Source organism: Streptomyces sp. NPDC059452, from assembly GCF_042750035.1.
Lineage (GTDB): Bacteria > Actinomycetota > Actinomycetes > Streptomycetales > Streptomycetaceae > Streptomyces.
Genome location: NZ_JBHYVE010000001.1, coordinates 137,797 through 163,600 on the forward strand (window position 1 = coordinate 137,797; position 25,804 = coordinate 163,600).

Annotated in this window: 22 protein-coding genes and 1 other RNA gene; 11 read left to right on the plus strand and 12 right to left on the minus strand. The window is 73.1% G+C overall.

The features are described from left to right. Positions 1-213: 213 nt before the first annotated feature. Positions 214-1,290 carry an anthranilate phosphoribosyltransferase gene (gene trpD, locus ACFW9Z_RS00520; protein ID WP_384632078.1) on the minus strand — a complete coding sequence of 359 codons (1,077 nt, stop codon included), beginning with the start codon at positions 1,288-1,290 and terminating at the stop codon, positions 214-216. Between the two features lie 189 nt (positions 1,291-1,479). Between trpD and ACFW9Z_RS00525 the strand changes: the two genes are divergently transcribed. Further along, a complete protein-coding gene (locus ACFW9Z_RS00525) occupies positions 1,480-2,883 on the plus strand; it encodes a PLP-dependent aminotransferase family protein (protein ID WP_384632081.1) in 1,404 nt (467 codons plus the stop codon). A gap of 15 nt (positions 2,884-2,898) precedes the next feature. Here the strand turns inward: ACFW9Z_RS00525 and ACFW9Z_RS00530 are convergent, their stop codons facing one another. Both ACFW9Z_RS00530 and ACFW9Z_RS00535 read right to left on the minus strand, forming a co-directional pair. Then, positions 2,899-3,546 carry an anthranilate synthase component II gene (locus tag ACFW9Z_RS00530; protein ID WP_384632084.1) on the minus strand — a complete coding sequence of 216 codons (648 nt, stop codon included), beginning with the start codon at positions 3,544-3,546 and terminating at the stop codon, positions 2,899-2,901. Continuing rightward, complete coding sequence (locus tag ACFW9Z_RS00535; protein WP_384632087.1) at positions 3,543-5,069, minus strand: anthranilate synthase component I family protein; 1,527 nt, start codon at positions 5,067-5,069, stop codon at positions 3,543-3,545. The genes ACFW9Z_RS00530 and ACFW9Z_RS00535 overlap by 4 nt, the downstream gene beginning before the upstream one ends. 236 nt (positions 5,070-5,305) lie before the next feature. Between ACFW9Z_RS00535 and ACFW9Z_RS00540 the strand changes: the two genes are divergently transcribed. Further along, positions 5,306-6,754, plus strand: coding sequence for a class II 3-deoxy-7-phosphoheptulonate synthase (locus tag ACFW9Z_RS00540; RefSeq protein ID WP_384633337.1), 1,449 nt, complete (start codon positions 5,306-5,308; stop codon positions 6,752-6,754). On the opposite strand, the gene ACFW9Z_RS00545 is transcribed toward ACFW9Z_RS00540, so the two are convergent. After that, complete coding sequence (locus ACFW9Z_RS00545; RefSeq protein ID WP_384632090.1) at positions 6,749-8,020, minus strand: acyltransferase family protein; 1,272 nt, start codon at positions 8,018-8,020, stop codon at positions 6,749-6,751. The genes ACFW9Z_RS00540 and ACFW9Z_RS00545 overlap by 6 nt on opposite strands. 83 nt (positions 8,021-8,103) lie before the next feature. Next, entirely contained in the window at positions 8,104-9,462 is a 1,359-nt protein-coding gene (locus tag ACFW9Z_RS00550) for an alpha/beta hydrolase (RefSeq protein ID WP_384632093.1), read from the minus strand. 415 nt (positions 9,463-9,877) lie between these two features. Between ACFW9Z_RS00550 and leuC the strand changes: the two genes are divergently transcribed. The 4 genes from leuC to ACFW9Z_RS00570 all read left to right on the plus strand — a co-directional run bounded on the left by leuC (position 9,878) and on the right by ACFW9Z_RS00570 (position 13,995). Further along, positions 9,878-11,284 (plus strand): 3-isopropylmalate dehydratase large subunit, encoded by a 1,407-nt coding sequence (gene leuC / locus ACFW9Z_RS00555; protein WP_384632096.1) that lies wholly within the window; start codon positions 9,878-9,880, stop codon positions 11,282-11,284. Between the two features lie 68 nt (positions 11,285-11,352). After that, a complete protein-coding gene (gene leuD, locus ACFW9Z_RS00560) occupies positions 11,353-11,988 on the plus strand; it encodes a 3-isopropylmalate dehydratase small subunit (protein WP_384632099.1) in 636 nt (211 codons plus the stop codon). A gap of 382 nt (positions 11,989-12,370) precedes the next feature. Beyond that, positions 12,371-13,084, plus strand: coding sequence for a winged helix-turn-helix domain-containing protein (locus ACFW9Z_RS00565; RefSeq protein WP_384632102.1), 714 nt, complete (start codon positions 12,371-12,373; stop codon positions 13,082-13,084). A 59-nt stretch (positions 13,085-13,143) separates the two neighbouring features. Continuing rightward, complete coding sequence (locus tag ACFW9Z_RS00570; RefSeq protein ID WP_384632105.1) at positions 13,144-13,995, plus strand: hypothetical protein; 852 nt, start codon at positions 13,144-13,146, stop codon at positions 13,993-13,995. A 187-nt stretch (positions 13,996-14,182) separates the two neighbouring features. Here the strand turns inward: ACFW9Z_RS00570 and rnpB are convergent. Beyond that, positions 14,183-14,591: RNase P RNA component class A (rnpB, locus tag ACFW9Z_RS00575), an RNA gene on the minus strand. Between the two features lie 145 nt (positions 14,592-14,736). Here rnpB and ACFW9Z_RS00580 point away from each other — a divergent pair. The 4 genes from ACFW9Z_RS00580 to eda all read left to right on the plus strand — a co-directional run bounded on the left by ACFW9Z_RS00580 (position 14,737) and on the right by eda (position 18,015). Beyond that, positions 14,737-15,498, plus strand: coding sequence for a MerR family transcriptional regulator (locus tag ACFW9Z_RS00580; protein ID WP_384632108.1), 762 nt, complete (start codon positions 14,737-14,739; stop codon positions 15,496-15,498). Further along, a complete protein-coding gene (locus ACFW9Z_RS00585) occupies positions 15,495-16,403 on the plus strand; it encodes a hypothetical protein (protein ID WP_384632111.1) in 909 nt (302 codons plus the stop codon). The genes ACFW9Z_RS00580 and ACFW9Z_RS00585 overlap by 4 nt, the downstream gene beginning before the upstream one ends. An 87-nt stretch (positions 16,404-16,490) precedes the next feature. Beyond that, positions 16,491-17,291: a peroxide stress protein YaaA gene (gene yaaA, locus ACFW9Z_RS00590; RefSeq protein ID WP_384632114.1), complete on the plus strand. Its 801-nt coding sequence runs from the start codon at positions 16,491-16,493 to the stop codon at positions 17,289-17,291. A gap of 70 nt (positions 17,292-17,361) precedes the next feature. Then, complete coding sequence (gene eda, locus ACFW9Z_RS00595) at positions 17,362-18,015, plus strand: bifunctional 4-hydroxy-2-oxoglutarate aldolase/2-dehydro-3-deoxy-phosphogluconate aldolase (RefSeq protein ID WP_384632116.1); 654 nt, start codon at positions 17,362-17,364, stop codon at positions 18,013-18,015. 45 nt (positions 18,016-18,060) lie between these two features. Here the strand turns inward: eda and ACFW9Z_RS00600 are convergent, their stop codons facing one another. The 5 genes from ACFW9Z_RS00600 to ACFW9Z_RS00620 all read right to left on the minus strand — a co-directional run bounded on the left by ACFW9Z_RS00600 (position 18,061) and on the right by ACFW9Z_RS00620 (position 22,901). Continuing rightward, the gene (locus ACFW9Z_RS00600) at positions 18,061-18,849 is read right to left on the minus strand and encodes a TSUP family transporter (RefSeq protein WP_384632119.1); all 789 of its coding nucleotides are present in this window, start codon (positions 18,847-18,849) and stop codon (positions 18,061-18,063) included. Between the two features lie 22 nt (positions 18,850-18,871). Next, positions 18,872-20,182, minus strand: coding sequence for a bifunctional RNase H/acid phosphatase (locus ACFW9Z_RS00605; RefSeq protein ID WP_384632123.1), 1,311 nt, complete (start codon positions 20,180-20,182; stop codon positions 18,872-18,874). After that, complete coding sequence (locus tag ACFW9Z_RS00610; RefSeq protein WP_384633340.1) at positions 20,182-20,925, minus strand: zinc ribbon domain-containing protein; 744 nt, start codon at positions 20,923-20,925, stop codon at positions 20,182-20,184. Before ACFW9Z_RS00610 ends, ACFW9Z_RS00605 begins: the two co-directional genes overlap by 1 nt. Then, the gene (locus ACFW9Z_RS00615) at positions 20,922-21,758 is read right to left on the minus strand and encodes a Nif3-like dinuclear metal center hexameric protein (RefSeq protein ID WP_384632126.1); all 837 of its coding nucleotides are present in this window, start codon (positions 21,756-21,758) and stop codon (positions 20,922-20,924) included. Before ACFW9Z_RS00615 ends, ACFW9Z_RS00610 begins: the two co-directional genes overlap by 4 nt. A 105-nt stretch (positions 21,759-21,863) precedes the next feature. Next, a complete protein-coding gene (locus ACFW9Z_RS00620; RefSeq protein ID WP_384632129.1) occupies positions 21,864-22,901 on the minus strand; it encodes an ABC transporter substrate-binding protein in 1,038 nt (345 codons plus the stop codon). A 213-nt stretch (positions 22,902-23,114) separates the two neighbouring features. Between ACFW9Z_RS00620 and ACFW9Z_RS00625 the strand changes: the two genes are divergently transcribed. Then, on the plus strand, positions 23,115-24,413 hold the full coding sequence (locus tag ACFW9Z_RS00625) for a hypothetical protein (protein WP_384632132.1): 1,299 nt from the start codon (positions 23,115-23,117) through the stop codon (positions 24,411-24,413). A 409-nt stretch (positions 24,414-24,822) separates the two neighbouring features. On the opposite strand, the gene ACFW9Z_RS00630 is transcribed toward ACFW9Z_RS00625, so the two are convergent. Then, positions 24,823-25,773 carry a 3-oxoacyl-ACP reductase gene (locus ACFW9Z_RS00630; RefSeq protein ID WP_384632135.1) on the minus strand — a complete coding sequence of 317 codons (951 nt, stop codon included), beginning with the start codon at positions 25,771-25,773 and terminating at the stop codon, positions 24,823-24,825. Between the last annotated feature and the right edge of the window lie 31 nt (positions 25,774-25,804).

Here is a 25,804-nt window from a genome sequence, read left to right on the forward strand (position 1 = left end):
GCGCGCGGGCGCTTCCCGGAGCGGCTTCGGCACACGGGGGAGGGCCGGGGCGGGTGTCCGCCCCGGCCCGCCGGGGGCTACCGGGTCGTCCCGGCGGGTGTCCGTCCCGGCTCGCGCTGGGGGCTACCGAGATGTCCCGGCGGGTGTCCGTTACGGCCCGCCGGGAGGCTACTGGGACGTCCCGGCAAGTGTCCGCCCCGGCCCGTGCCGGGGCTACCGGGACGTCCCGGCGGCGGACAGCTTCGTCGAGAGCGCGGCCCAGCGCTGGAGCACCGCCGCCGCCGCACCCGAGTCGATCGCCTCGCCCGCCCGCTCCACACCGGCCGCGAGCCGCGTCGCGATCGGCAGGCGGGAGGGCTCCAGCGCGGCCAGACCGGCCGCCGCGGAGAGCAGGACCACATCACGGACGGGGCCGCGCGCCCCGGCCAGCACATCGTGGGCGACCTGCGCGTTGTGGGCCGCGTCCCCGCCCCGGAGCGCATCGAGCGGTGCGCGCGGGATCCCGATGTCGCGTGGGTCGAAGACCTCCTCGTACACGTGCCCGTCGACCACCGACCAGACCGTGGAGGTAGTGGTGACCGTCAGCTCGTCCAGCCCGTCGTCCCCGCGGAAGACCAGCGCGCCGACGCCCCGGGCGGCCAGCACTCCGGCCACCGGCCGCGCCCACCGGGCATCGGCGACACCGACGGCCTGGGCGGCCGGGCGGGCCGGATTGGTCAGCGGGCCGAGGGTGTTGAAGACCGTCGGGATGCCCAGCTCCCGGCGGGCCGGGCCCGCGTGGCGCATCGCCGGGTGGAACAGCGGAGCGAAGCAGAAGGTGATACCGGTCTCCTCGGCGAGCGAGGCGGTCTCCCCCGGTGTCAGGTCGAAGGCGACGCCCAACTGCTCCAGGACGTCGGCCGAACCGGACCGCGACGACGCCGACCGGTTGCCGTGCTTGACGACCCGGGCTCCGGCGCCCGCCGCCACGACGGCGCCCATGGTGGAGATGTTGACGCTGTTGGAGTGGTCCCCTCCGGTGCCCACGATGTCCAGTACCGGCCCGGGGACGTCCAGCGGGACGGCGTGGTCGTACATCGCCCGGACAAGTCCCTCGACCTCCTGGGCCGTCTCGCCCTTGGCGCGCAGGGCGACCAGGAAGCCCCCGAGCTGCGCCGGAGTGGCGAGGCCGAGCATCACCTGGTCCATCGCCCAGGCCGTCCGGTCCGCCGGGAGGTCCTCCCCCGCGAGGAGTGCCATGAGCAGTCCGGGCCAGGAATGTTCCCTGCCCGCTTCCGGTTCCGCGTTCATCACGCGCCCTCTCCCTTTTCTCTCGGCACCCGTTCTCTCGGTACCCGGCAATTCTGTGCCGCGTACGGAATCGGCCACCAGACCAATCGGCTCCCGGATACGCAGTCCACTTCCCCGGAGTCCGCTTCTCCGCAGGCCACTTCTCCGGAGTCCGCTTCTCCGGATTTCGGTGAACGGGAGGAGGAGATAATGCCCTGGCATGCGCTCATCGATATTTCACGGGAATGCAAGGAACCCCTCACGGCGCAGATCGAGTCGACACTGCGCGCCCGGATCTCCGACGGCGAGCTCCACCCCGGCGCCCGGCTGCCGTCCAGCAGGCAGCTCGCCGAGGACGTCGGGGTCTCGCGCAGCGTCGTCGTCGAGGCGTACGGGCGGCTCATCGCCGAGGGGTACCTGGAGTCCGTACGCGGCTCCGGAACCCGGGTCGCGGCCCATGTCGCCCCGCCCGCCGTCGCGACCCTCCTGGACGACGGGACCGTTCCCCGGGCCCGGTGGGACCTGCGCGCGGGCACCTCGCCCGTCAGCGGGTTCCCGCACCGGGAGTGGCTGGCCGCCTACCAGCGGGCCGTCCGGGCGGCGGACCCCGCCGACCTCGACTACCCGCCGCTGGCCGGCGCCCCCGCGCTGCGCGAGGAGCTGGCCCGGTATCTGGGCCGCGCCCGGGGCGTCCGCACCACGCCGGGCCAGGTCATGGCGGTCTCCGGTTTCGGGCAGGCGCTCGGGCTGCTGTGCACGGTCCTCGCGGAGTTGGACATCGGCGCCATCGCGATGGAGGACCCCTGTCACCACCAGCAGCGGCAGTTCATCGCGGAGGCGGGGCTGCGCCCCGTACCCGTACCGCTGGACGAGGAGGGCATCGATGTCCAGGCGCTGAGCAGGACCGGGGCGCGGGCAGTCATGGTCACTCCCACCCACCAGTTCCCGACCGGCATCACGCTGTCCGCGGCGCGCCGGGAGGCCCTGGTGCGCTGGGCCCGGGCGAACGACGCGTGGGTGATCGAGGACGACTACGACGGGGATCTCTGGCTGGAGCACGGGGCCCGCCCGCCCGCGTTGCAGCGGCTCGCCCCGGAGCGGGTGGTGTACGGGGGCACGGCCAGCAAGTCGCTCGCGCCGGGGCTGCGTTCGGGCTGGCTCGCGGCCCCGTCCCGGCTGATCCCGCTGCTGGAGCGGGCCCGCTCCCTGCACGACCTGGGGTCGGACGTCTTCACCCAGCTCGCCCTGGCCGAGCTGATGCGCTCGGGCCGCTTCGACCACCATCTGCGCCGTCAGCGGGCGCGTTACCGGGCCAGGCGCACGTCCCTGGAGCGGGCGGTGAACCGGCATCTGCCGGGCGCCCGGGTGATCGGCTCGGCGGCGGGTCTGCACGCGTACATCACGCTGCCGCGCCGTGTCGACGAGGCCGAACTGGTCGCCCGGGCACTGGACTTCTCCGTACTCGTACGGGGCGGGGCCCGGCATCACGCCCGGCCCCGGCTCGCCGCACCCGCCCTGGTCGTCGGCTACACCGGCGTACCGCACACCGCCCTGGCCGAAGCGGTCGGGGCGCTGGGAGCGGCGTACGCGCGCAGACCGGGGCTGGCGGCGTAGCGGGTCCCGGTGGCGCTACGCGACCGGGGTCGGCACCGGAGTCGGGGCCGAGGTCGGAGTCGGGGTCGGGGCCGAGGTCGGGGCCGGAGTCGGAGTCGAGGTCGACAGGAAGTTCTCGAACAGTCGCATACCGCCCTCCGTCATGATGCTCTCGGGGTGGAACTGCACGCCCTCGATGGGCAGTTCCCGGTGGCGTACGCCCATCACATAGCCGTCGTCGACGGCCGTGGCCGTCTCCACCAGCACGTCCGGCAGCGGCCGGGCGACCACCAGCGAGTGGTACCGGGTGGCCACCGTGCTCCTGCCCAGCTCCTCGAAGACGCCCTCGCCGTCGTGGCGGATGGTGCTCGTGCGGCCGTGCATCAGATGGTCCGCGAGCTCCACGCGGCCGCCGAAGGCGAGGCCGATGGCCTGGTGGCCCAGGCAGACGCCCAGCAGCGGGGCCTTCCCGGCGAACTCGCGCACCAGCTCGACGTGTCCGCTCACCGAGGGGTGGCCGGGCCCCGGGCCGAGGACGACGGCGTCCGGTCGGCGGGCGGCCAGCTCCTGTGGCGTGTGCGCTCCGGAGCGCACGACCTCCGTGGTCGCGCCGAGGGCGCGCAGATACTGGTCGATGATGTGGACGAAGCTGTCGTAGGCGTCCACCAGCAGTACGTTCGTCACACCAGCTCCTCACCGGTCAGCGCCCAGTAGGCGGCGCCCATCTTCGCCAGGGTCTCGTTCCACTCCGCCTCCGGCGCCGACTCGGCGACCATGCCTGCGGAGCTCTGCGTGGAGTACGTACGCCCGTCGTGCACGATGGTGCGGATGCACAGGGCGAGTTCGCTCCAGCCCCCCACGTCGACCAGTCCGACCGCGCCCGCGTACGCCCCCCTCGGCTCCTCCTCCAGACCGTCGATGATCTCCATCGCGCGCAGCTTGGGGGCGCCGGTCATCGTGCCGGCCGGGAAGGTCGCGCGGAGCAGGCTCCAGACGTCGGAGCCCGGCTCCGGGCGGCCGCTGACGGTGGACACCATGTGGAAGACGTGGGAGTACGCCTCCACCGCCATCAGTTCGCCGACGGCGAGCGTGCGCGGCCGGCAGACCCGCCCGATGTCGTTGCGGCACAGGTCCACCAGCATCACGTGCTCGGCCTGCTCCTTCGTACTGGTGAGCATCTCCTTGACACGCCGCTCGTTCTCCTCGTCGGTCGCCGCCCGCCGGGTGGTGCCGGCGATCGGCCGCATCACGACCTCGTCGCCCTCGGTGCGGAAGAACAGCTCGGGGCTCGCGCCGATGAGCGTCCCGTCGGCCCTCGGTGCCAGGTACATGTACGGGGACGGGTTGCGGGACCTCAGGCGCCGGTACACCTCGACGGGGGTCAGTTCCGTGTCGACGTCGACCCGGTGCCCGATCTGGATCTGGTAGATGTCCCCGACCCGGATGTGCTCCAGGCAGCGGCGGGCCCAGCCCAGGAAGGTGTCCCGGCTGACGCTGTCGCGCACGGAGCGGGGGGCCGGAGCGTCCGGGCACGGCGGTGGGGCGGCGGCGCGGGCCGCCTTCTCGGCGCGGGCCAGGACCGAGGCGGCGTCCGGTGAGGGGAACGCCTGCGAACGGGCCGTGAGGGACAGCGGGGCCGTGGCTCCCCGCTCGTAGCGGACGGTGTCCCGGAACAGGGTGAACGTGATGTCCGCGCCGGACGACGGGGTCTCCCGGTCCGGCAGCTCGTCCATGTGCCAGGCCGACTCGTAGGCCACGGTGGTCAGGAAGCCGAAGGAGTAGGCGTCCGGCAGCACATCGCCCTCGACGGCGAACAGCGCCTGGGCGCCTCGCAGCAGCTCCCAGATCTGCTCGGGAGCGGCGAACCGGCGCACCAGACGGCCCTCGGCCGCCCCGCCCACCCCGTCCGCCCCGTCCGCCCCGGAGGCGTCGGTGGTCATCCCGGCGGCGTCGGCCACGGCGGCCAGCCGCTCCCGCAGCGCCGGTACGCCCTCGATCTCCGCATGACGGGCGAAGACCCGTATCTCCGCGAGCCGGCCGTACCCGACGACCGAGGCACGGCGGTCCCGGTCGGGGCCGGACAGGCTCTCCAGGAGGAAGACCTCCTGCTGCCCCAGCTCACCGAGCAGGGCGGTGTACAGGGCGAGCGGTTCATGGGGCGGCAGCTCCGTGGAGGTGACGCGCACGGCACACGGTGTGAGATCCATGGCGGTCCTTTACGTGTCGGTCATCGGGCCGCGTCAGTCAAACACCGCTCCGTGAAGAGCGACCAGACCAATTCCCGCACCCTCCTACGGACCACTCCGGGAATCGTTGACCCCATTCCGCGCCACACGCTGCAATTCATACGGACCCGTTCGCGTTTCCCTTCCTCCGCCATCTCCGCCATCTCCGCCGCCTTCACCGCCGGAGAATCCGTCTGTCAGGAAAGGCCGCAGTGACCATGCTTCCGACCACATCCCGAACCCCTTCCCCTTCCCCTGCCTCCACTTCCACTTCTGCTTCCGCTTCCGCTTCCGCTCCGGCTCACGCTCCCGGGGAGACCGCGGAGAGCTGGCGGGACCTGCCCGCAGCCCAGCAGCCCGAGTGGCCCGACCCCGACGCCCTGCGTCAGGTCGTCACCGGGCTCGCGAAGGCCCCGGGGCTCGTCCTCGCGCAGGAGTGCGACCGGCTGAAGCGGCGGCTCGGCGCCGTGGCCCGGGGGGAGGCGTTCCTGCTCCAGGGCGGCGACTGCGCCGAGACCCTCTCGGGGGTGTCGGGCGAAGCCATCGAGGCGAAGCTCAGAACCCTGCTCCAGATGGCCGTCGTCCTCACCCACGCGGCCTCGGTGCCGGTGGTCAAGGTGGGCAGGGTGGCCGGCCAGTACGGCAAGCCGCGCTCCCGCCCCACCGAGACACGCGACGGGGTCACCCTGCCCGTCTACCGGGGCGACGCCGTCAACTCCCCGGAGTTCACGCCCGAGGCGCGCCGGGCCGACCCGGGGCGGCTGCGCCGTGTCTACGAGGCCTCGGCAGCGACCCTCAACCTGGTGCGGGCGTTCGCCGCGGGCGGGGCCGCGGACCTGGAGCAGGCCCACACCTGGAACCGCGGGTTCATCGACGACTCCCCCGCCGGGCGCCGGTACACGGCGCTGAGCGACGAGGTCTCCCGGGCACTGCGCTTCATGGCGGCCTGCGGGGTCCGCCCCCACGAGCTGCGCGCCGTCGAGTTCTTCGCGAGCCACGAGGGGCTGCTCCTGGAGTACGAGGCCGCCCTGACCCGTGCCGACAGCCGCACCGGTCTGCCGTACGCCACCAGTGGCCATCTGCTGTGGATCGGGGAGCGCACCCGGGCGCTGGACGGCGCGCACGTCGAGTTCTTCTCCCGGATCCGCAACCCCGTGGCCGTCAAGCTCGGCCCGGACGCCACCGCCGACGAGGCACTCGCGTACGCGGAGCGCCTCAACCCGCTCGGCGAGGAGGGGCGGCTCACGTTCGTGGTGCGGATGGGCGCGGACCGGGTCCGCGAGCGGCTGCCCGCCCTGGTGGAGAAGGTCACCGCCAACAGCGTGCCGGTCGCGTGGGTCTGCGACCCGATGCACGGCAACACCTTCGAGGCGGCGAGCGGGCACAAGACACGCCGGTTCGAGGACATCATGGACGAGGTGCAGGGCTTCTTCGATGTGCACGCCGCCCTCGGCACCCATGCGGGAGGCATCCATGTCGAGCTCACCGGCGACGACGTCACCGAGTGCGTCGGGGGCGGCGGGAACGTGCGCGAGGCCGATCTGCACCGCCGCTACGAGACCGCCTGCGACCCTCGTCTCAACCACACCCAGTCCCTCGAACTGGCCTTCCTGACCGCCCAGATGCTGCGTCGGAGGAAGGGCCGCGAGCAGGCGGCGCGGTCATGAGACGAACCCGAGGGCGAAGGCGGCGAACACCGCCGCCAGGACGGACGCGATCACCCCGCGCGCCCGGCCCGCCCCGGTCCACGGCCCCTCGAACCGCCGTGTGTACCGGGCGATCAGGGCTAAGACGAGCGCGAAGACGGGCAGCCAGAGCAGCCGGGCGAGGACCCACTCCGTGCTCTGCGGCGCCGTCGTCAGACCGGGCAGCGCACCGAGGAAGGACCCGGGTATCGCGGTGGCCAGCATCGCCGTCTGGTGCCAGCAGAGAATGGTCAGGGCGCAGAGGTTGACCGCGACCACGGGGGCCCAGAGCGCCGGCCGCAGCAGGGCCCGGCCGATCCGGTCGCGCAGCAGCACGGCCGCGCCGCACTGGGCGGCGGCCAGCGCCACCACCAGCAGCGACGGCGGGTGGGCGTTGGTGCGGCCCTCGCCGGGGACGCCCACCATGCTGACCGGGTAGCCGAAGGCCAGCAGCAGCGTGGCGAACAGGGCCGCCCCGCCCGCCAGCAGCGCCAGCGCGGTGCGCCGGCTCAGCCGGTGCTCGCTCCAGCAGACTCCGAGCTGGTAGCCGAAGAGCCAGCCGGCCAGCAGGTTGACCAGGCTCACCCAGCCGGGCACGGCGTCCGCGTACGGTCCGTACCGCAGGAAGTCCACCGCGGCGACCGTCACGAGCAGGATCCCGGCGGAGAGGGGCCCCAGGCGGCGGGCGGCGCGCAGGCACCAGGGGGTGAGGGCCGTGATGAACGCGTACACGCCCACGAACCAGAGCGGCTGGATCACCAGGGTCGCCGCCGTACGCACGGTCGCGGCGGGTACACCGGCCGCGTGCAGCACCGTCACGAGCACGGCCCAGACGGCGGCGACGGCCAGCACCGGACGGCCCAGCCGCAGCAGCCGGGAGCGGAGCCACTCCGTGGCCGGAACACCGCTCCGGGCGGCCCGCCCGTACGACCGCGCGGAGGCGTATCCGCCGACCAGGAAGAAGATGCCGAGCAGTTGGAGGAGCCAGCTGACCGGGGCGAGGAACGGCAGGGCGGTCAGCGGACTCGCGTTGCGCAGGGCACCGTCGGCGTCGAGCGTGAAGCCGCCGACCAGCCAGTGCCCGGTCGGCACGGCGAGCAGGGCGAGCGCCCGCAGCCCGTCGAGCCCCCGGTCGCGCCCCAAGGGGGTCCGGGCGTCGATCGCGAGGGCCACCCGCCGCGCGGAGGCGCGCAGCCGGGACAGCCGGGACAGCCGCGAGGCGGCGGCGGTGTCAGGAGGAGTGGTCATGGCGTTCCTCGGAGCGTCGGCGGCGACTGCCGCAGGAAACGGGCGGGAGGAGGTGAGCGCCCTGCGGCGCCGGTTCAGCCGGTTCACCGGGGGTGCGGGGCGTTTCCGCCCGCACCGGGCGGACGGGCCGGTGCCGCGTCCCCACCGGGCGGACGGGCGGGCGCGACATCCCCACCAGGCGGATGGGCGGGCACCGCGTCCCCACCCGACAGACGGGCCGACGCCACACCCCCACCGGGCGGACGGCCCAGCGCCACATCCCCACCGGACAGACGGGCCGACGCCACATCCCCACCAGGCGGGCGGCCCAGCGCGATGTCCGTGAAGGCGGCCAGCGCGTCGCTGCCCGGGGCGAAGTAGCCCGTGTGGGACGTGACACGGGCCGTGGGCACCGGGCGGGCGCCGTAGGCGGGGTCGGACGGGTCGGCCCCGTGGCCGAGCCCGAGGATCCTGAGCCCGGCGACATGCTGGATCCAGTCGGAGGCGGCGGTCGCGGCCCACACCCTGGAGGTCGTCCCCAGGCCGGTGGCCGAACCGGCCCGGGTGCCCGGCGCCGCGACGAACACCAGGTCGCCCAGGGTGCCCGGCTGCGCCTGCCGTGCCGTCAGGCCGCACACCACGGAGCCGTAGCTGTGGCAGAACACGGCGGGGGCCGGTGCGCCCGTGGCCGCCAGGCCCGACAGCAGCCGGGACAGGCGCGGGGCGCCCGCCTCGGCGAGCCGTCCGGTGGCGGCGTCGACGCCGATGCCGGACGGGGTGGTGTACCCGGCCCAGGCGATCACCGCCGTCGGTGTCGACGGGGCGACGGCCGCCATCCGCCCGTGCAGGGACTTCGCCATCCCCGACGGGGTGCCGTACGGGTCCTTGGCCCGGTCGAACGACATCAGGTCGATGTCCGAGCCGGGCACGACGACCGCCGTACGGGCCGCGGCCGTCAGATCCCCGTACACCTCGACGAGTTGACCGCGGCCCCGCGGGTCGAAGGCGAGGATCTGCCGTCCCGGCAGCAGGAGTTCGCCGTACCGTCCGGCGCGTTCATGTGCCCGCCGACGGGTGCGGTCCGGCAGCGACCGGTCCTCGGCCCGGGTGAGCTCGCGCAGCGCCTCCGCCCGGATCGCCTTCCTGTTGGCCGCGTACCGCAGCCGCACGGGGGCGCCGTCCAGATTGCCGAGCGTCCCCGGATGGCGGTCGAGCAGCCGGCCGAGCCGGGCGGCGGTCGCGCGGGCGAAGAATCCGGACACCTCGGCGGGCGAGGCGGTGGCGGGGTCGGGCAGCCGCTCACCTCGGGCGCGGTCGGCCTGCCAGGCCTCGATCCCGGGCGGGGTGGACGGTGTGAGCGGTTCGGCCCCGGTCGTCCAGCTGCCCGTACCGAGGACCGTCAGGACGGTCAGGACGACGGCCGACAGACGGCGCCGACCGCGCGACCCACGATTCCCCCACATGATCCAGCTCCCCTCGGCACCACCTGCCGGGCCGTTCGAGGCCCCTCAACCATCGTTGCGGGCGAGGGGAGTTCGCACAGTGAGGCCAGCGCCCGGACCGAGGTATGGCCTCCTGTACCGGCCTCACTGCAGGAGGCTGGAGGCTGGGCGTTCTCCCCCGGTCAGGACGGTGTCGCGGAGGCCGGTGGGCTGGGGGGTTAGCCCAGTGCTTAATCCCCTGGCAAGCCGCTGAGCCCCGTGTGACGCTCGGTGGCGCGTCATGACGCGCGGGGCTGCGGGGCTGCTGGGCTACGGAGTTACGGGGCTGCGGGGCCACGGAGCTGCGGGGCTACGCGGAGCTGCGGTTGCTCAGGAGTTCCGGACAGTCGGCTGCTCATCGGACAGCCTGCTGCCGCTCACCAGACAGGGGAACGAGATGGATCACCCGGACGGCCGGAGGACGCTGGCGGAGAAGCTGTGGGAGAGCCACGTGGTGCACCGGGAGGAGGGGGAGCCGGACCTCCTCTACGTCGATCTCCATCTGACCCACGAGGCGACCTCTCCGCAGGCCTTCGACGGGTTACGGCTCACGGGCCGTGAGGTACGCCGTCCCCGGCTGACCCTGGCTCTGGAGGACCACAACGTCCCCACGGACACGAGCGAGCTCCGGGACCCGGTCAGCCGCACCCAGATCGAGACGCTGCGCGCCAACTGCGACCAGCACGGCATCGAGCTGTACCGCATGGGTGACGACCGTCAGGGGATCGTCCATGTGGTCGGCCCCCAACTCGGCCTGGTCCAGCCCGGTATGACCGTCGTCTGCGGGGACAGTCACACCTCCACCCACGGCGCCCTCGGTGCGCTGGCCTTCGGTATCGGAACCAGCGACGTGGAACACGTCCTGGCCACCCAGTGCCTGGCGATGAATCGTCCGGACACGATGTCCGTCGAGTTCACCGGCACCCTGCCACCCGGCGTCGGCGCCAAGGACCTCGTCCTCGCCCTGATCGGCGAGATCGGGACGAACGGCGGGCGCGGCCACATGATCGAGTACCGCGGCGAGATCATCCGCGGTCTCTCCATGGAAGCCCGGATGACCATCTGCAACATGAGCATCGAGGCAGGCGCGCGAGCCGGCCTGATCGCCCCCGACGCGACGACGTTCGCCTATCTGCGGGACCGCCCGTACGCCCCCCGGGGCGAGCTGTGGGACGCGGCCCTGGCCCACTGGAAGACCCTGCGCACCGACGAGGGAGCCGTCTTCGACCGTTCCGTCACCCTCGATGTCTCCGGTCTGACGCCGCTGGTGACCTGGGGGACCAATCCCGGCCAGGTCGTTCCCGTCCACGGGGTCGTGCCCGACCCGGAGGGGCTCCCCGACGACCAGGCCCGGTCGGCCGCCCGGCGCGCGCTCGACTACATGGGGCTGACGCCGGGGACCCGGGTGCGGGACATCCCCATCGATGTCGTCTTCCTGGGCTCGTGCACCAACGGAAGGCTTGAGGACCTGCGCTCGGCGGCCGAGGTCCTCGACGGCCGCAAGGTGGCCGCGGGGACCCGCATGATCGTGGTGCCCGGCTCGGCGCTCGTCCGCGAACAGGCCGAGAGCGAGGGGCTGGACCAGGTGTTCGGCGCGGCGGGGGCCGAGTGGCGGCTGCCCGGCTGCTCCATGTGCCTCGGCATGAACAGCGACCGGCTCACCGGCGGTGAGCGGTGCGCCTCCACGTCCAACCGGAACTACGAGGGCCGCCAGGGCTCCCGGGCCCGTACGCACCTGGTGTCGCCCTCCGTCGCGGCCGCGACCGCCGTCGCGGGGCGGCTGGCCGCCCCCGGCGACCTGTGAACCAGCCCCGCGCCCACCGGGACCCACCAGCGCGGGCCCATGCCCGCACCGCCGATCGGAGCAGAGAAATGCCCCAGCCCTTCCACCAACATATCGGGCGCGCCGTGGCGCTCCGCCGCGACAACGTCGACACCGACCAGATCGTGCCTGCCGAATTCTGCAAGAGAGTGACGAAATCGGGCTACGAGGACGCTCTCTTCGCCAACTGGCGCAAGGAGGCCGATTTCGCTCTGTCGCAACCGCGGGCCGCCGGTGCTTCCCTATTGCTGGCCGGGCGCAACTTCGGCATCGGCAGCTCCCGGGAGCACGCCGTCTGGGCGCTCCGGGATGGCGGATTCACGGTGGTGATCGCCGCTGGATTCGGTGATATTTTTCAACGCAACGCACTGAATAACGGGCTACTCCCGATCGAACAGCCGTTGCCGGTGGTGGAGCACCTCATGTCGTCGGTGGAGGCGAACCCTGAGGGGACGGTCGCCGTCGATCTGGTGAACTGCACGGTCTCCCACGACGAGGAGGTATGGGATTTCACAGTGGAGGCGCGGGCGCGACGGCTGCTCCTCGCCGGACACGACGCAATATCGTCCTCCCTCCGCCACGCCGATCTGATATTTGCGCATGAGCAGAGCCGGGCGCCCTGGCTTCCGGAACTCAGGAATCCGGAAGGTCCGGAACTCGGGAATCCGGACGGTGCAGCCAGCTGAACCCCTGGAAGGAGTGCGGACACCACTTCCAGATCCCCGTAGGCCCTTGCATCATGATGGCAAGAGGCACGGTCTCGGGCGAGCGAGATCAATTTCGCTGAGGTAAACTCGGGCACCGCCAATGCAGCAGACGATTCGGGAGCCGAACTTCGTTCATCGAGTCTCGGTAGCGGCAGCTCTACATGCGCACAAATCCTACGGGGGGAATATGCGTGGCTTATACCTGACGCCTGAAAGCCTGTCCAAGATTCACATACGAACCCATTCCAGCCAGCTCAGAGAGACCGTCTTCGCCCTGGACATGCTGTCCAGCGGAGGCGGCGGGGCCGCTTTCAAGACATGGCGGAAGAGAACGGGAAGCGCGGGTTCCGTACGCCCTCTGGTGCAACTCGCCCAGATCGTGCGCCCCTTCCCCGACATCGACCAGGTGGTGCGGCAGCTCCGGGCGGAGCAGGCGGCCGGAAAACGTGCCGTCTCCTGGCCGCAGGTCGTCAAGGACCTGGAGGACTTCCGGCGCACCGCGGTGGCCCCCTACTGGAAGGCCATGGCCAAGCGGCTGGACGCCGACCGGGTGGCACGTGGCCAGATCATGCTCAGCGGAGGCGTCGGCAAGCTGCTCTCCACGCTCCACCCCGCGATCCGCTGGAACCCGCCGGTGCTGGGAATCCCGGGTGTCGGGGAAGACCTCAAACTTGAGGCGACCGGGATCACCCTGGAGCCGTCGCTCTTCCTGGCGGGCCGCCCGCCCGTGCTGATCGAGGACGAGAACGGCGACGGCATGACCCTGATCTACCCGATCCCGGTCAGACCGGAGTGGGTCGAGTCGCTGTGGGAGGACTGCCAGGCCGACGACAACGCGCTCGACGCGCTCATGGGCCGCACCCGCACGGCCGTACTGGAAATCCTCACCAGAAGCCTGACGACCACGGAGGTCGGCGAGCGGGTCGGGATCTCCTCGGCGGCGGCCAGTCAGCACACCTCGATCCTCCGGGCGGCCGGCCTGATCACCACCTTGCGCACGTTCAACAAGGTGCAGCACTCCATCACTCCGCTCGGCGGCGCCCTGCTGCACGGAGAGTCCACCGGCCGGCTCTGACGCCCCGCCGCGGCCGTACGCCACCGGCTGCCGTACGACACCGACCGAGGAGGACGGCCATGGGGCCGGAGCTGAGCGCGATGCCGGTGGAGTCCTTGTGGATCTATCCCGCGCTCGCCCTCGTCATGGCTCTGCCCCTCGTCCCCAACGCCGCTGTCCTGGCCACCGCCGGAGCGCTGGCCGCCGCGGGCAGACTGAGCGTCCCGCTCGTCCTCACCGCGCCGTTCGTGGGCGCGGTCCTCGGCGACCTGGCCGTCTTCGCCGCCGGGTCCCTGCTCGCCTCACGGGCCCGGCTCCGGTTCACCCGCTCCGGAGCCGGGCCCGAGACGCGCACGTTCGTCCGCTCCGGAGCCGGGCCGGTGGTGCGTACGTTCGTCCGCTCCGGAACCGGGCCCAAGGCGCGCACGTTCGTCCGGCGCGGAGCCGGGCCCGAGGCGCGGACGCGGATCACCCGGCACATCCGTGCCTACGGGACGCCCGGGGTGATCGGTGTCCGCTTCGTGCCAGGTGGCCGGTTCGTGGGCGGGCTCGTGGCCGCCCCGGCGGGCTTCACCGCCGCCCGCTTCCTGGGGGCCGCGTGTCTGGCCGAACTCGTCTTCGTCTCGTACACCGTCGGCCTCGGCTACCTCGGTGGCGCTGCCGGTGCGACCGGCTACGCGGCCGTCCTCGTGGGGCTCTCGGTCTCCGTCCTGTCGGCTCTGGCCATGGCGGCCAGGCAGCGCACCGGGGCGCTCGGCCGGCAGCGGCGTGGAGCGCCCGGCGGTGGCGGTGGCGTCCCGGCGGCGCCGCCAGGTGAACCACCGCACCACGCCCCAGACCACCCCGGTCGCTTCGAGGACGGCGCCGACGGTCATGAGCACGGTCCGGAACCAGCCCTGGAAGGCGTGCGACAGCACGGACAGCAGCAGTGAACCAGTCAGGAACACCGTCAACGGCCTTGCCCACCAGGTCTCTTGGGCCTTGTTCTGCGCGTTCTCCATGGGCCCCATCCCATCAGGCCGTCGGGGCCCATGGAGAACGCGCACCCCCCGCACAACGCGAGAAGGGCCTTCGACCCGGTGGAACCCAAGGGGTCGAAGGCCCTTCTCGCGTACCGGCAGAACGAGCCGGCCTCTACGCCGGGTTCTGTCGCCCGGTCGCCTCGCGGCGGCCGGGGAGACGGCCATCCATCTAGGACCGGCATTGCTGCCGGCCTCGTGCGGTCTACCCGTGAACTCGGGCGAGCAGCCCTCAGGCGTTCACGCAGGCCCGCTCCCTCGACGGGAACGGCCCCTCTTGACCTTGCTCCGGGTGGGGTTTACCTAGCCGCCTGAGTCACCTCAGGCGCTGGTGGTCTCTTACACCACCGTTTCACCCTTACCCGGGACCGAGATCCCGGGCGGTCTGTTTTCTGTGGCACTGTCCCGCGGGTCACCCCGGGTGGCCGTTAGCCACCACCCTGCCCTGTGGAGCCCGGACGTTCCTCGGGAGGATCCGGGGATCCCCACGCGGCCGTCCGGCCGACTCTTCTGCCGTACGCGCCATCCTACCGGGCCGCACAGGCAGCCCGGCAGGAAGGACAACGGGAAGGAGAGCGGGAAGGACAGCGGGAGGACAGCGGGAAGGAGAGCGGTGCTTGACCTTGCCGCAGCGTCAGGGTTTCTACTGGCCGCATGCGTATCGGAGAGATCGCCGCGCTCGTCGGAGTCACCTCCCGGGCCGTCCGGCACTACCACCACATCGGCCTCCTGCCCGAGCCCGCCCGGCACGCCAACGGCTACCGGGCCTACACCGTCCGCGATGCCGTGCTGCTGGCCCGTATCCGGCGGCTGACCGAGATCGGGCTCTCCCTGGACGAGGTACGGGACGTGCTCGCGGACGACGCGGGGCGGGAGCTGGCCGAGGTGCTGGGGGAGCTCGACGCGGACCTGGCCCGGCAGGAGCGGGAGATCCACGAGCGGCGGCAGGTGCTGGCCGCGCTCCTGGAGACACCGCTCACCGCCGACGGGCCGCTCTCCCCCGCCCTGACCGCCCTCCTGGAGGGCGCGCCCGCCGCCGGGTCCCCCGCCGCCGTGAAGGACCGCGAGCACCTGGCGTTGCTGGACACGGCGGTCGGCGGGGCCGAGGTGTACGCGGCGCTGCGGCCGCTGGCCGAGGATCCCGGCGCACAGGCGCTGTACGAGCGGCTGGACGAGCTGGCCGGGGCCGGGGCGGACGACCCGCGCATCGCCCCGCTGGCCGCCGACCTCGCCGCCGCCGTACCGGAGGACGCCCTGGCGGTGATCCCGGAGGGGGCCTCGCTGTCGACGGGGTTCGGGCAGGCGCTGCTCGCCGACTATCCGCCCGCACAGCGCGAGGTGGTGCGCCTGGTGATGGAAGCGCTGACCGAACGGATGCGGATGCGGATGCACGGGCCTCAGGGGAGGACTTCATGAGTACGGGAGCGGGAGCAGGGACGGGGACGGGGACGGCAGCAGAGGCCGCGGAGATGACGGCGTCCCTGCGGGTGGCGCGGGGTACGGCGTGGGCGGTGCTGCCCGCGGAAGCGGTGCTGATCGTCTGTGTGGTGGCCGGGGTGCGGGTACCGGGCGCCGTCCTGCTGGTGGCCGAGGTGCTGGTGGCGGGCGTGCTGGCGCTGGAGGCCGCCGTGCTGGGGCGGCTGTACGCGGCCCGGCGGCGGGCCGGGGCCGGACGGCGGGAGGCCTCGCGGGGGGCGGTGCGCGTTCTGGTGCCGGTGGCCGTGCGGCGGCTGGTGGTGCACGAGTTCCGGGCGCTGCACAGTCTCGGCCTGTGGGCCGTACGCCGACGCCACCGGCTCCCGGAGGGTGCGCTGCCCGTCCCGTACACGGGCGCGCAGACCGGGATGATGTACGCGTTCCTCTTCGCCTCCGTCCTGGAGACCGTGGTGCTGGCCCTGGTCATCCCCTGGCCGCTGGTCCACGCGATCCTGCTCGTGGTGGGCGTGTACGGCGTGCTGCTGGTCCTGGCCCTGCACGCGGCCTGTGTGACCCGGCCGCACGTGGTGGAGGCCGACGGTTCGCTGCGGCTGCGCTACGGCGCCCTGTTCGACCTGCGGGTCCCCGCTTCCGGTATCGCCTCCGCCCGGGTGGAGCGGCGCTACCCGGACGGCTCGCTCGTGCGGGTCGACGAGGACGGCACGCTGGATCTGGTGGTGGGGAGCCGGACGACGGTGACGGTGGAGCTGACGGAGCCGGTGGAGTTCGTACGGCCGCTCGGCCGGCGCGGTACGGCCCGGACGCTCCGCTTCCACGCGGACGGCCCCCGGGCGGCGGTCGCCGCGCTCACGCAGAGGCGGGCACCCTCGCCCACGCCGGAGTGAGGGCCCGCCCCCGTACCCTTGCCGGGGACCCGGAAAGCCCGCACGCGGACCGGGCCCCGCTTGTCGTGCGTACGAAGGAGAACCGCCGTGCTCGTGCTGTTGCCGCCCTCCGAAGGAAAGGCCGCCTCGGGGCGCGGGGCTCCCCTGAAGCCGGAGTCCCTGTCGCTGCCGGGGCTCGCCGAGGGCCGGGCGGCGGTCCTGGACGAGCTGGTCGAGCTGTGCCAGGCGGACGAGGAGAAGGCCCGCGAGGTGCTCGGGCTGAGTGTGGGGCTGCGGGGCGAGGTGGGGAAGAACGCGGAGCTGCGGACCGCCGGGACCCGTCCGGCCGGGGAGCTGTACACGGGTGTCCTCTACGACGCCCTCGGCCTGGCCACCCTGGACGCGGACGCCCGGCGCCGCGCCGCCACCTCCCTGCTGGTCTTCTCCGGGCTGTGGGGCGCGGTCCGGATCGGCGACCGGATTCCCCCGTACCGCTGCTCGATGGGCGTGAAGCTCCCCGGCCTCGGCGCGCTCGGCGCGTACTGGCGCGGGCCCATGGAAACGGTCATGCCCGAGGCCGCCGGGGCCGGACTCGTCCTGGACCTCCGCTCGTCGGCGTACACCGCGGCCTGGAAGCCCAAGGGCGAGGTGGCCGCGCGTACGGCGAGTGTGCGGGTGCTCCAGTCGCAGATCGTGGACGGGGTGGAGAAGCGGTCCGTGGTCAGCCACTTCAACAAGGCGACCAAGGGCCGGATGGTGCGGGACCTGCTGCTGTCCGGGGCGCGGCCGAAGAGCCCGGCGGAGCTGGTGGATGCGCTGCGGGATCTCGGGTACGTGGTGGAGGCCGAGGCCCCCGCGCGGGCCGGGCGGCCGTGGGCGCTGGATGTGGTGGTGACGGAGATCCACTGAGACCGGGCTCCTGTTGCATCCTGCGCAACGGCCGTTGCACACAACGTCCGCCTCGCGACAGGATGACTCCATGACCTCTTCCTCACCGCCCCCGGCCGCCCCCTCCGACACCTCCGTCCTGGATCTCGCCCCCGTCGTCCCCGTCGTCGTCCTGCACGACGTGGCCGACGCGGTGCCGCTGGCGCGGGCGCTGGTGGCGGGCGGGCTCCCGGCGATCGAGGTGACCCTGCGGACACCCGCCGCGCCGGACGCCATCCGGGCCATCGCCGCCGAGGTGCCGGGGGCGGTGGTCGGCGCGGGGACGGTCATCTCTCCGCAGCAGGTACGGGAGACCGTCGAGGCGGGGGCCCGGTTCCTGGTCAGCCCGGGGTGGACGGACGCGCTGCTGGAGGCGATGCGGGAGGCCGGAGTGCCGTTCCTGCCCGGCGTCTCGACCACCTCGGAGGTGGTGGCCCTGCTGGAGCGCGGGGTGAGCGACATGAAGTTCTTCCCGGCCGAGGCGGCGGGCGGCACCGCCTATCTCAAGGCGCTCTCCGCCCCGCTCCCCCAGGCCCGCTTCTGCCCGACCGGCGGCATCTCGGCCGCCTCCGCACCCGCGTACCTCGCTCTGCCCAACGTGGCCTGCGTGGGCGGCAGTTGGATGGTCCCGGGCGACGCGGTGGCGGCGAAGGACTGGGACCGGGTGGCGCGGCTGACGGCGGAGGCGGCGGCGCTGGGGGCCTGAGCCCGCGAGGAGGCGGCGGCGCTCACCGCCCGACCTCACCAAACCTCAGCGCAGGATCTGCACCGCGTAGATCCCGCCGATCCCCAGTGCCAGCACCCCCAGCAGCAGCCGCAACGCCGTCTCCGGCAGGCGGGGTTGGAGGTACGCGCCCAGGTATCCCCCGCACAGGCCGCCGAGACCGCAGGCCAGGCCGAGCGACCAGTACGGGGCGATGTCGCCGGTCGTGGTCAGGGAGAGCAGGGCGTACGTCCCCGCGCCCACGACCGAGGTCACGAAGGTGGCGGCGAGCGCGGCCGGGGCCACCTTCGCGACCGGCATCCCGCGCCCGACCAGGATCGGGCCGAGAAGCGAGCCGCCGCCGATCCCGTAGATGCCCCCGGCGACCCCGACGGCCATGGCGAGGCGGGTGACGGTCCGGGGCGAGGGTTCCCGCGCGGGGGTTGTCCTGCGGGCGGCGCGGTGCAGCGTACGGAGACAGAGCCAGCCGCCCAGCGGGAGCAGCAGCACCGCGATCAGCAGCCGGAAGACCGAGGGGCCCGGCACCGCGAAGACCCGGATCACCGCGCCGACGACGACCCCGGGGACGGTGCCCAGGACCAGCAGCCGGGTCAGGGGCCCGCGCAGCCCGCCGTTCCGGTGGTGGCGCAGCAGGGCCCCGGGCCCGGCCACCACGTTGTAGAGCAGGTTGGTCGGGGTGACCGCCGGGCTGGGCACCCCGAGCACGCTGACCTGGACCGGCAGCAGGAACACCGCCCCGGACACCCCGACCGGGGCGGTCACCACCGAGATCAGCAGCCCGGCGGCGAACCCGAGCAGCCCCGTCGACCAGTCCATGTACGGCCGCCCCCCGTCGCCGCTAGCGCAGGTGCGAGGTGTCGTTGAGGAGGCGTACGGAGGCGTTGCCGTCCCCGTAGTACGCCACGGCCGAGACCGAGGCCGCCGACAGCTCCATCCGGAACATCGACTCCGCCGGGGCCCCGAGCGCCAGCCGGACCAGGGTCTTGATCGGGGTCACATGCGTGACGGCCAGGACCGTGCGGCCCGCGTGACGGGCGGTCAGCCGGTCCCGGGCGGCCGCGACCCGGTCGGCGACCTCCGTGAAGCTCTCGCCGCCGCCCGTCGGCGGGGTGTCCGGTGAGGCCAGCCAGGCCGTGAGGTCGTCCCCGTACCGCTCACGCACTTCCCCGAAGGTCAGCCCCTCCCACGCGCCGAAGTCCGTCTCACGCAGGCCGTCCTCGATGCGGACGTCCAGGCCGAGGCGTCCGGCGACGGCGGCGGCGGTCTCGCGGCAGCGGCGCAGCGGCGAGCTGACGATCTCCTGGATGGTGCCGAGGGCGGCGAAGTGGGCGGCGGCGCGGGCCGCCTGGTCGCGGCCGGTGGCGGAGAGTTCGGGGTCGGTGCCGCCGCTGCCGGAGAACCGCTTCTCGGGGGTGAGCAGCGTCTCGCCGTGCCGGAGCAGGACGAAGGTGGCGGGTGCGCCGAGGTCGGGGGCGGCGGCCCAGCCGACCTGCGGGGCCGCTGTGACGTCGGTGGGCTCGGGTTCTTCCGAAGCAGCGGCCCCGGCGTCGACCTCGAACAGCGTCCCGGCGTCCGACCCGCCCCGCGCCGCCGCCAGCGCCGCCCGGGCCTTCGCCGCTCCCGCCGCCGCGTCGCCGGGCGGACCCCGGTCGGGCAGCGGGGTGCGGGCGGGGGCGTCCAGCTCGGCCGTGGAGGCGGACGCCTCCCACTGCCGGCCGTCGCGGCCCGCGTCCATCGCCTCGTTGGCGAGCCGGTCCGCGTGCTTGTTCTGCGCGCGCGGGATCCACTCGTACGTGACGGAGGACGGCGGCAGAAGGGCGGCGGCACGGGCCGCCAGCGGCTTCATGTCGGGGTGCTTGATCTTCCAGCGCCCCGACATCTGCTCGACCACCAGTTTGGAGTCCATCCGGACGTGGACCCTGAGGTCCGTGGGGTCCGTCTCCGGGAACAGCGCCTTCGCGGCCGTCAGACCGGCGATCAGGCCCCGGTACTCGGCGACGTTGTTCGTCGCGACACCGATGTACTCGGCGGCCTCGGCGAGGGTCTCGCCGGTGGCCGCGTCGAGGACGACCGCGCCGTAACCGGCGGGCCCCGGGTTGCCCCGGGAGCCGCCGTCGGCCTCGACCACCAGCTGACGGGCGACGCTCATTACAGGCCCGACTCCGCGGTGCGCACCAGGATGCGGTGGCAGTTCTCGCAGCGCAGCACCGTGTCGGGGGACGCGGCCTTCACGTCGTTGACCTCGGTGATGTTCAGCTCCAGTCGGCAGCCCTCGCAGCGGCGCTGGTAGAGCCGGGCGGCGCCGACCCCGCCCTGCTGGGCGCGGAGCTTGTCGTACAGCTTCATCAGGGCGTCGGGGATGACCTCGGCGACGACCTGCCGGTCCTTGGTCACCGTGGCGGCCTCGGCGTCCAGCTCGGCGGTGGCGGCGTCGCGGCGGGCGGTGGCGTCGTCGACCTTGGCCTGGACGGCGGAGACCCGCTCGGTCAGCTCGGCGACCCGCTCCTGGGCGGACTCGCGGCGCTCCATGATCTCCAGGACGACGTCCTCCAGATCGGCCTGGCGCTTGGCGAGCGAGGTGATCTCGCGCTGGAGGCTTTCGAGGTCCTTGGGCGAGGAGACCGCTCCGGAGTCCAGGCGCTGCTGGTCGCGGACGGCACGCTGGCGCACCTGGTCGACGTCCTGCTCGGCCTTGGTCTGCTCGCGGGTGGTGTCGCTCTCCTCGGTGGTGGAGGCGACCAGCAGGTCACGCAGCTGCGCGAGGTCGTTGCTCAGCTGCTCGATCTCGGCGTGCTCCGGCAGCGAGGTGCGCTTGTGGGAGAGCTGGGCGAGACGTACGTCGAGGGCCTGGACTTCGAGGAGTCGGATCTGGTCGGCGGGCGCGGCGTTCAGTTGGGGGCTCCAGAGGAATGGTGGGTGGTCCAGGGGTCGGTGACCTGCTTCGAGACATGGACCCGCAGGTCCCATCCGTGGCGGTCGGAAAGCGCGTCGAGCTGCGCGGCCGCCTGCTCGCACCAGGGCCACTCGGTGGCCCAGTGCGCGGCGTCGACCAGGCCGAGCGGCGAGTGCTGCACGGCCTCGGAGGCCGGGTGGTGGCGCAGGTCGGCGGTGAGGAAGGCGTCGACGCCGGAGGCTCGTACGGCGTCGAAGAGGCTGTCGCCGGAGCCGCCGCTGACGGCGACGGTGCGCACGAGCGCCTCCGGGTCGCCGGCCAGCCGGATGCCCTGCGCGGTGGCGGGGAGCCGGGCGGCGGCGCGGGCGGCGAAGTCGGCCAGGGTCTCGGGGTGGTCCAGCTCGCAGATCCGGCCGAGTCCGCGCCGCCCGTGGGGGTCGGTGGGGTCCGGTACGAGAGGGCCGGTGACCCGCAGGTCCAGGGCGCCGGCCAGGGCGTCGGAGACCCCGGGGTCGGCGGTGTCGGCGTTGGTGTGCGCCACGTGGAGCGCGACGCCCTGCCTGATGAGGGTGTGGACGACCTTGCCCTTGAAGGTGTCGGCGGCGACCGTCGTCGTCCCGCGCAAGTAGAGCGGGTGGTGGGTGACGATCAGCTGGGCGCCGAGCTTCAGTGCCTCGTCGGCGATCGCGTGGACGGGGTCGACGGCGAACAGCACGCGGTCGACCTCGGCGTCCGGGTCGCCGCAGACCGTCCCGACCGCGTCCCACCCCTCGGCCCGCTCGGGGGGCCAGAGGGCGTCGAGGGCGGCGATGACTTCAGACAGACGGGGCACGGGGGAAAGGCTACCTGTCCGGCGTGGTCCGCCGCCCCTGACCGCCGGACCTGTACGCCTGGACCGGCGGCCGGACACGAATCGTTACTTCAGCTGCTCACCGGCTCACTTCACCAGGTCCGCGCGGAGGTCGTCCAGGACGAGACCGGCGGAGGTGACGCCGAGGCCGAGGTACCAGGTCTCGTCGGAGACGTCCTTGGCCCGGCCCTCCCTGACCGCGTCCAGCTTCTTCCACAGCGGGTTGGACTGGGCGGTGTCGCGCTGGGTCGCCTTCGCGTCCCCGTAGACGCCCGTGAAGATCCAGTCGGCGTCCGCCTCGTCGATCCGCTCCGGGCTGATCTCGGTGGCGAGGTCGTCGATCTGCTGGTTCTCCGGGCGGGGCAGGCCGACGTCGTCGAGGATCGTGCCGATGAACGACGCCTTGGCGTACAGCCGGAGGCGGTCGGGCATGTAGCGGACCATGGAGACGGTCGGCTTGTCGGCGCCGATGTCCTTCCCGAGCTTCTCGGCCTTCGCCTGGTACGCGGCGAGCGCCGAATGGGCCCGCTCGGTGCGGTCCAGGGCCTGGGCGTTGAGGAGGTAGTTCTCCTTCCAGGTGAAGCCGGGGCGGATGGAGAAGACGGTGGGGGCGATCTTCGACAGCTCGTCGTACTTGTCCGCCGCGCGCAACTGGCTGCCGAGGATCAGGTCCGGCTTGAGACCCGCGATCGCTTCCAGGTTGAGGCTGTTGATCGTGCCGACGCTCTTCGGGTTCCCCGCGCCCTTCTTCAGGTACGAGGGGATGGCCGCGTCACCTTCGCTGGGCGCGTAGCCGACCGGCTTCAGGCCGAGCGAAACAACGTTGTCGAACTCGCCGACGTCCAGGACGACGACCCGCTGGGGGGCGGCCTTGATCTCGGTCTTCCCCATGGCGTGGGTGAGGGTCCGGGGGAACTCGCCGGGCTCGGCATGGGTGCCGTACGCCGCCGTCTTCCTCGCCGCGTCCGCGAAGTCCTTGCCCCCGGTGGCGACGGCCGCCTTCTTGTCACCGCCCCCGTCCCCGTTGGCCGCGTCCCCGCTGTCGCCGCTCCCGCAGGCGGAGAGGGAGAGGGCGGCGGCGACCGCCAGGGCGACTGCGGCGGTGCCGCGGGGCCGAAGGGACATCGCTTGCTCCTGCTGATACGCGTACGTGCGCCGGGGGGCACGCCTGATGGTTAGGGCTGCCTCACCCTAGGCCCGGCCACCCCCTCCAGCACACTCACCCCCTCCCCCTCAGGAGAATCCGGACATCGCCACCCTTATGTGTGAAGTGAGGTGGCTCGTGTTGTTCGGCTGGAAGTGCGAAAACTAGTTTTCGTAGCCGGAGGTGACGAGTCCATGACTGCCTGTGCCATCGAGGGCGGAACCGCCGGGGCCGCCACGACGGCGGACCCCGGTCCTGAAGAGTCCGGCGAGCCCGAGGAACCCGCCGGGACGGGACCGGCCGCGCCCGGCCCGTCCGGCCTGTCCAGTGCCCCCCGCGTCCCCCACGCCCCCGGGACCTTCACGCTCACCGCGGACGGTGCGTACGGGGCCCGGCTGACGGCGGCGCCCGGCGCCCCGGGCGAGCAGCGCGCCTGGTACCCGGAGCGCTGGACGCTGGACGGCCCCGAGCCCTACGCCGTGCCCCTGCCGCTCAACCAGCCCGAGGAGCCGGACGCGCAGGTGGTGCCGCTCGCCGACGGGCGGGTGCTGATCCGGCGCCGGGTGGCGGACCGGCAGATGTTCTCGCTGCTCTACCCGACCGGGCCCGGCACCGGAGAACTGGCCCTCGGCGCGGTCGAGTGCGACGGGATGACACTGCTGCCGCCCTCACCGGACGGCTCCAGCGTCTACGCCCTCTCCCCGGGCGAACGCTCCTCGCTGCTGTGGCTGGTGGCCGGTGGCGCCTTCGGGCCGGAGCTGGCCGCGGAGATCCCCGGGCACTGCTCCGGCGGGGCCTGGCTGGACGGGGCGGGCCGGATGCTGGCCCTGGACCGGCGGCTTCCGGGCGGCGGGCCGGTCAAGGCGGTCGCCGTCGACCTGGAGCGCCACGGCGAGGTGACCCCGCTGCTCCAGATCACGCCGGAGAGCAACGACCGGCTGCTGCTGGCCGACGCGGACAGCGGGCTGCTGATACTGCGCTCGGACGCGCCGGGCCACGACCGGCTCGGCTGGGGCGTGCTCGGCAGCTGCCTGCCTGTGCGCTTCCCGGAGTGCCTGCGTCCGGCGGATGTGGCGGTGACGCCGTTCGCCGTCCAGCCCGGCCGGATGCTGATGCCGGAGAGCTGTGCCGTGGCGCTGCGGATCGACGGTCCGGCCGGCAGCTGGGTGGGGGTCTGGCGCCCGGAGGGGCGGCGGCTGCACCAGTTCGCGGCGCCGGATGGCTGGTCGGCGGGGGCCGGGTACTGGAGCCGGGACGGGGTGCTGCACCTCCCGTACGCCAACGAGGCGACGTCCTGCGGGGTGGCCCTGCTCGACGCCCCGGCCGACGAGGAACCACTCCCTGGGGCGGGCGGTTCGGGCTGCGGTTCGGCCGGAACGGAACCGTCCGCCGCCGTCACCCCTCCTGTCGTGTGCAAGCCCGTTCCGTTGGGGCAGGCGCCGCTGCACCGAGCGGCGTCACTGGCCAGGGCCTTTCGTAACGAGAGGCCCTAGAATCGGGGCTCTGCTGGGCTGCGCGGCCGTACCGGGCGGGTGCCGACGGTGACCGCGTCGGATGGCGGCGGGGCTTGCGAAACACGTACGTACGACCGAAACACGTACGTGCGACACAGGTAAGCGATCACAACGGGGTGACTTCCCACATGTCTGAAGCCCGAACCGACACGACCACGCCGCGCACGCCGGGGGGCGACGCGGAAGGGTCCGGGACCGGCGGTTCCGGAAAGCACCGAGGGGGTGCGTCGATGGAGAACACATCGGTGCAGCCGCACGGACGCCACCGCAGGCCCGCCCAGGAGGAGTCCAGGGCCGCCTGAGCACAGGAAAGGGGCCCGGTACGGCGAACAGCCGTACCGGGCCCCTTCGGCTACGCCCCCGCTCCCCTCCCTTACCTACCGCTTACCTACCGCTCCCGCTTCAGGCCCAGCACCTCGGCGGCGGCGAAGGTCTCGCCACCGGGCCGGTCCGCGTAGTACGGGGTGATCAGCTCGTCCAGCTCGGCGAAGGTGAACGCCTCCTTCGCCGCGTCGAACTTGGCCGCCACCCTGGGCCGTTCGACGATCGCGACCATGCCCCCGTGGACGACGAGCAGTTGCCCGTTGACCCCGGCCGCCGCGGGCGAGGCGAGATACCCGACGAGCGGGGAGACATGTTCGGGGGCCAGCGCGTCGAGCGTGCCGTCGGCCGGTTCCTGGAAGCCCGCGAACACGTCCTGGGTCATCCGGGTCCGGGCGCGCGGGCAGATCGCGTTGGCGGTGACCCCGTACTTGGCCAGCGCCAGGGCGGTGGAGGTGGTGAGCCCGACGATGCCGCCCTTGGCCGCCGCGTAGTTGGGCTGCCCCGCCGAGCCCGCGAGGAACGCCTCCGATGAGGTGTTGACGATCCGGCCGTAGACCGAGCCGCCGCTCTGCTTGGAGCGCTCGCGCCAGTGGATCGCGGCGAAGTGCGTGGTGTTGAAGTGGCCCTTGAGGTGGACGCGGATCACCGCGTCCCACTCGTCCTCGTTCATCGAGAAGATCATCCGGTCCCGCAGGATGCCCGCGTTGTTGACCAGGATGTCGAGCTTTCCGTAGGTGGAGACGGCCAGCTCCACCAGCTCTCGGGCCTGCTGGAACTCGGCCACGTCTCCGACGTGGGCGATCGCCCGGCCGCCCGCCGCGCGGATCTCGGCGGCGACCTCCTCGGCGGGCGCGGCCGACGCCTCGCCCGAGCCGTCGCGGGCCGGCTGACCGAAGTCGTTGACGACGACGGCCGCGCCGAGCCGGGCCAGTTCGAGGGCTTCGGCGCGGCCGAGACCCCGGGCGGCGCCCGTGACGATCGCGGACAGACCGTCCAGCGGAAGGGGAAGTGACATCGCATTCCTCGACAACGTCGTTGGTTCAGGG

What these genes read in the sequence shown, in the direction of transcription:
- trpD (WP_384632078.1), bottom strand. Translation starts at nt 1,290, where the DNA reads ATGAACGCGGAACCGGAAGCGGGCAGGGAACATTCCTGGCCCGGACTG.
- ACFW9Z_RS00620 (WP_384632129.1), bottom strand. Translation starts at nt 22,901, where the DNA reads ATGTCCCTTCGGCCCCGCGGCACCGCCGCAGTCGCCCTGGCGGTCGCC.
- ACFW9Z_RS00580 (WP_384632108.1), top strand. Translation starts at nt 14,737, where the DNA reads ATGCGTATCGGAGAGATCGCCGCGCTCGTCGGAGTCACCTCCCGGGCC.
- ACFW9Z_RS00605 (WP_384632123.1), bottom strand. Translation starts at nt 20,182, where the DNA reads ATGAGCGTCGCCCGTCAGCTGGTGGTCGAGGCCGACGGCGGCTCCCGG.
- eda (WP_384632116.1), top strand. Translation starts at nt 17,362, where the DNA reads ATGACCTCTTCCTCACCGCCCCCGGCCGCCCCCTCCGACACCTCCGTC.
- ACFW9Z_RS00550 (WP_384632093.1), bottom strand. Translation starts at nt 9,462, where the DNA reads ATGTGGGGGAATCGTGGGTCGCGCGGTCGGCGCCGTCTGTCGGCCGTC.
- ACFW9Z_RS00625 (WP_384632132.1), top strand. Translation starts at nt 23,115, where the DNA reads ATGACTGCCTGTGCCATCGAGGGCGGAACCGCCGGGGCCGCCACGACG.
- ACFW9Z_RS00525 (WP_384632081.1), top strand. Translation starts at nt 1,480, where the DNA reads ATGCCCTGGCATGCGCTCATCGATATTTCACGGGAATGCAAGGAACCC.
- ACFW9Z_RS00600 (WP_384632119.1), bottom strand. Translation starts at nt 18,849, where the DNA reads ATGGACTGGTCGACGGGGCTGCTCGGGTTCGCCGCCGGGCTGCTGATC.
- leuD (WP_384632099.1), top strand. Translation starts at nt 11,353, where the DNA reads ATGCCCCAGCCCTTCCACCAACATATCGGGCGCGCCGTGGCGCTCCGC.
- ACFW9Z_RS00535 (WP_384632087.1), bottom strand. Translation starts at nt 5,069, where the DNA reads ATGGATCTCACACCGTGTGCCGTGCGCGTCACCTCCACGGAGCTGCCG.
- ACFW9Z_RS00630 (WP_384632135.1), bottom strand. Translation starts at nt 25,773, where the DNA reads ATGTCACTTCCCCTTCCGCTGGACGGTCTGTCCGCGATCGTCACGGGC.
- leuC (WP_384632096.1), top strand. Translation starts at nt 9,878, where the DNA reads ATGGATCACCCGGACGGCCGGAGGACGCTGGCGGAGAAGCTGTGGGAG.
- ACFW9Z_RS00585 (WP_384632111.1), top strand. Translation starts at nt 15,495, where the DNA reads ATGAGTACGGGAGCGGGAGCAGGGACGGGGACGGGGACGGCAGCAGAG.
- ACFW9Z_RS00540 (WP_384633337.1), top strand. Translation starts at nt 5,306, where the DNA reads ATGCTTCCGACCACATCCCGAACCCCTTCCCCTTCCCCTGCCTCCACT.
- ACFW9Z_RS00570 (WP_384632105.1), top strand. Translation starts at nt 13,144, where the DNA reads ATGGGGCCGGAGCTGAGCGCGATGCCGGTGGAGTCCTTGTGGATCTAT.
- ACFW9Z_RS00545 (WP_384632090.1), bottom strand. Translation starts at nt 8,020, where the DNA reads ATGACCACTCCTCCTGACACCGCCGCCGCCTCGCGGCTGTCCCGGCTG.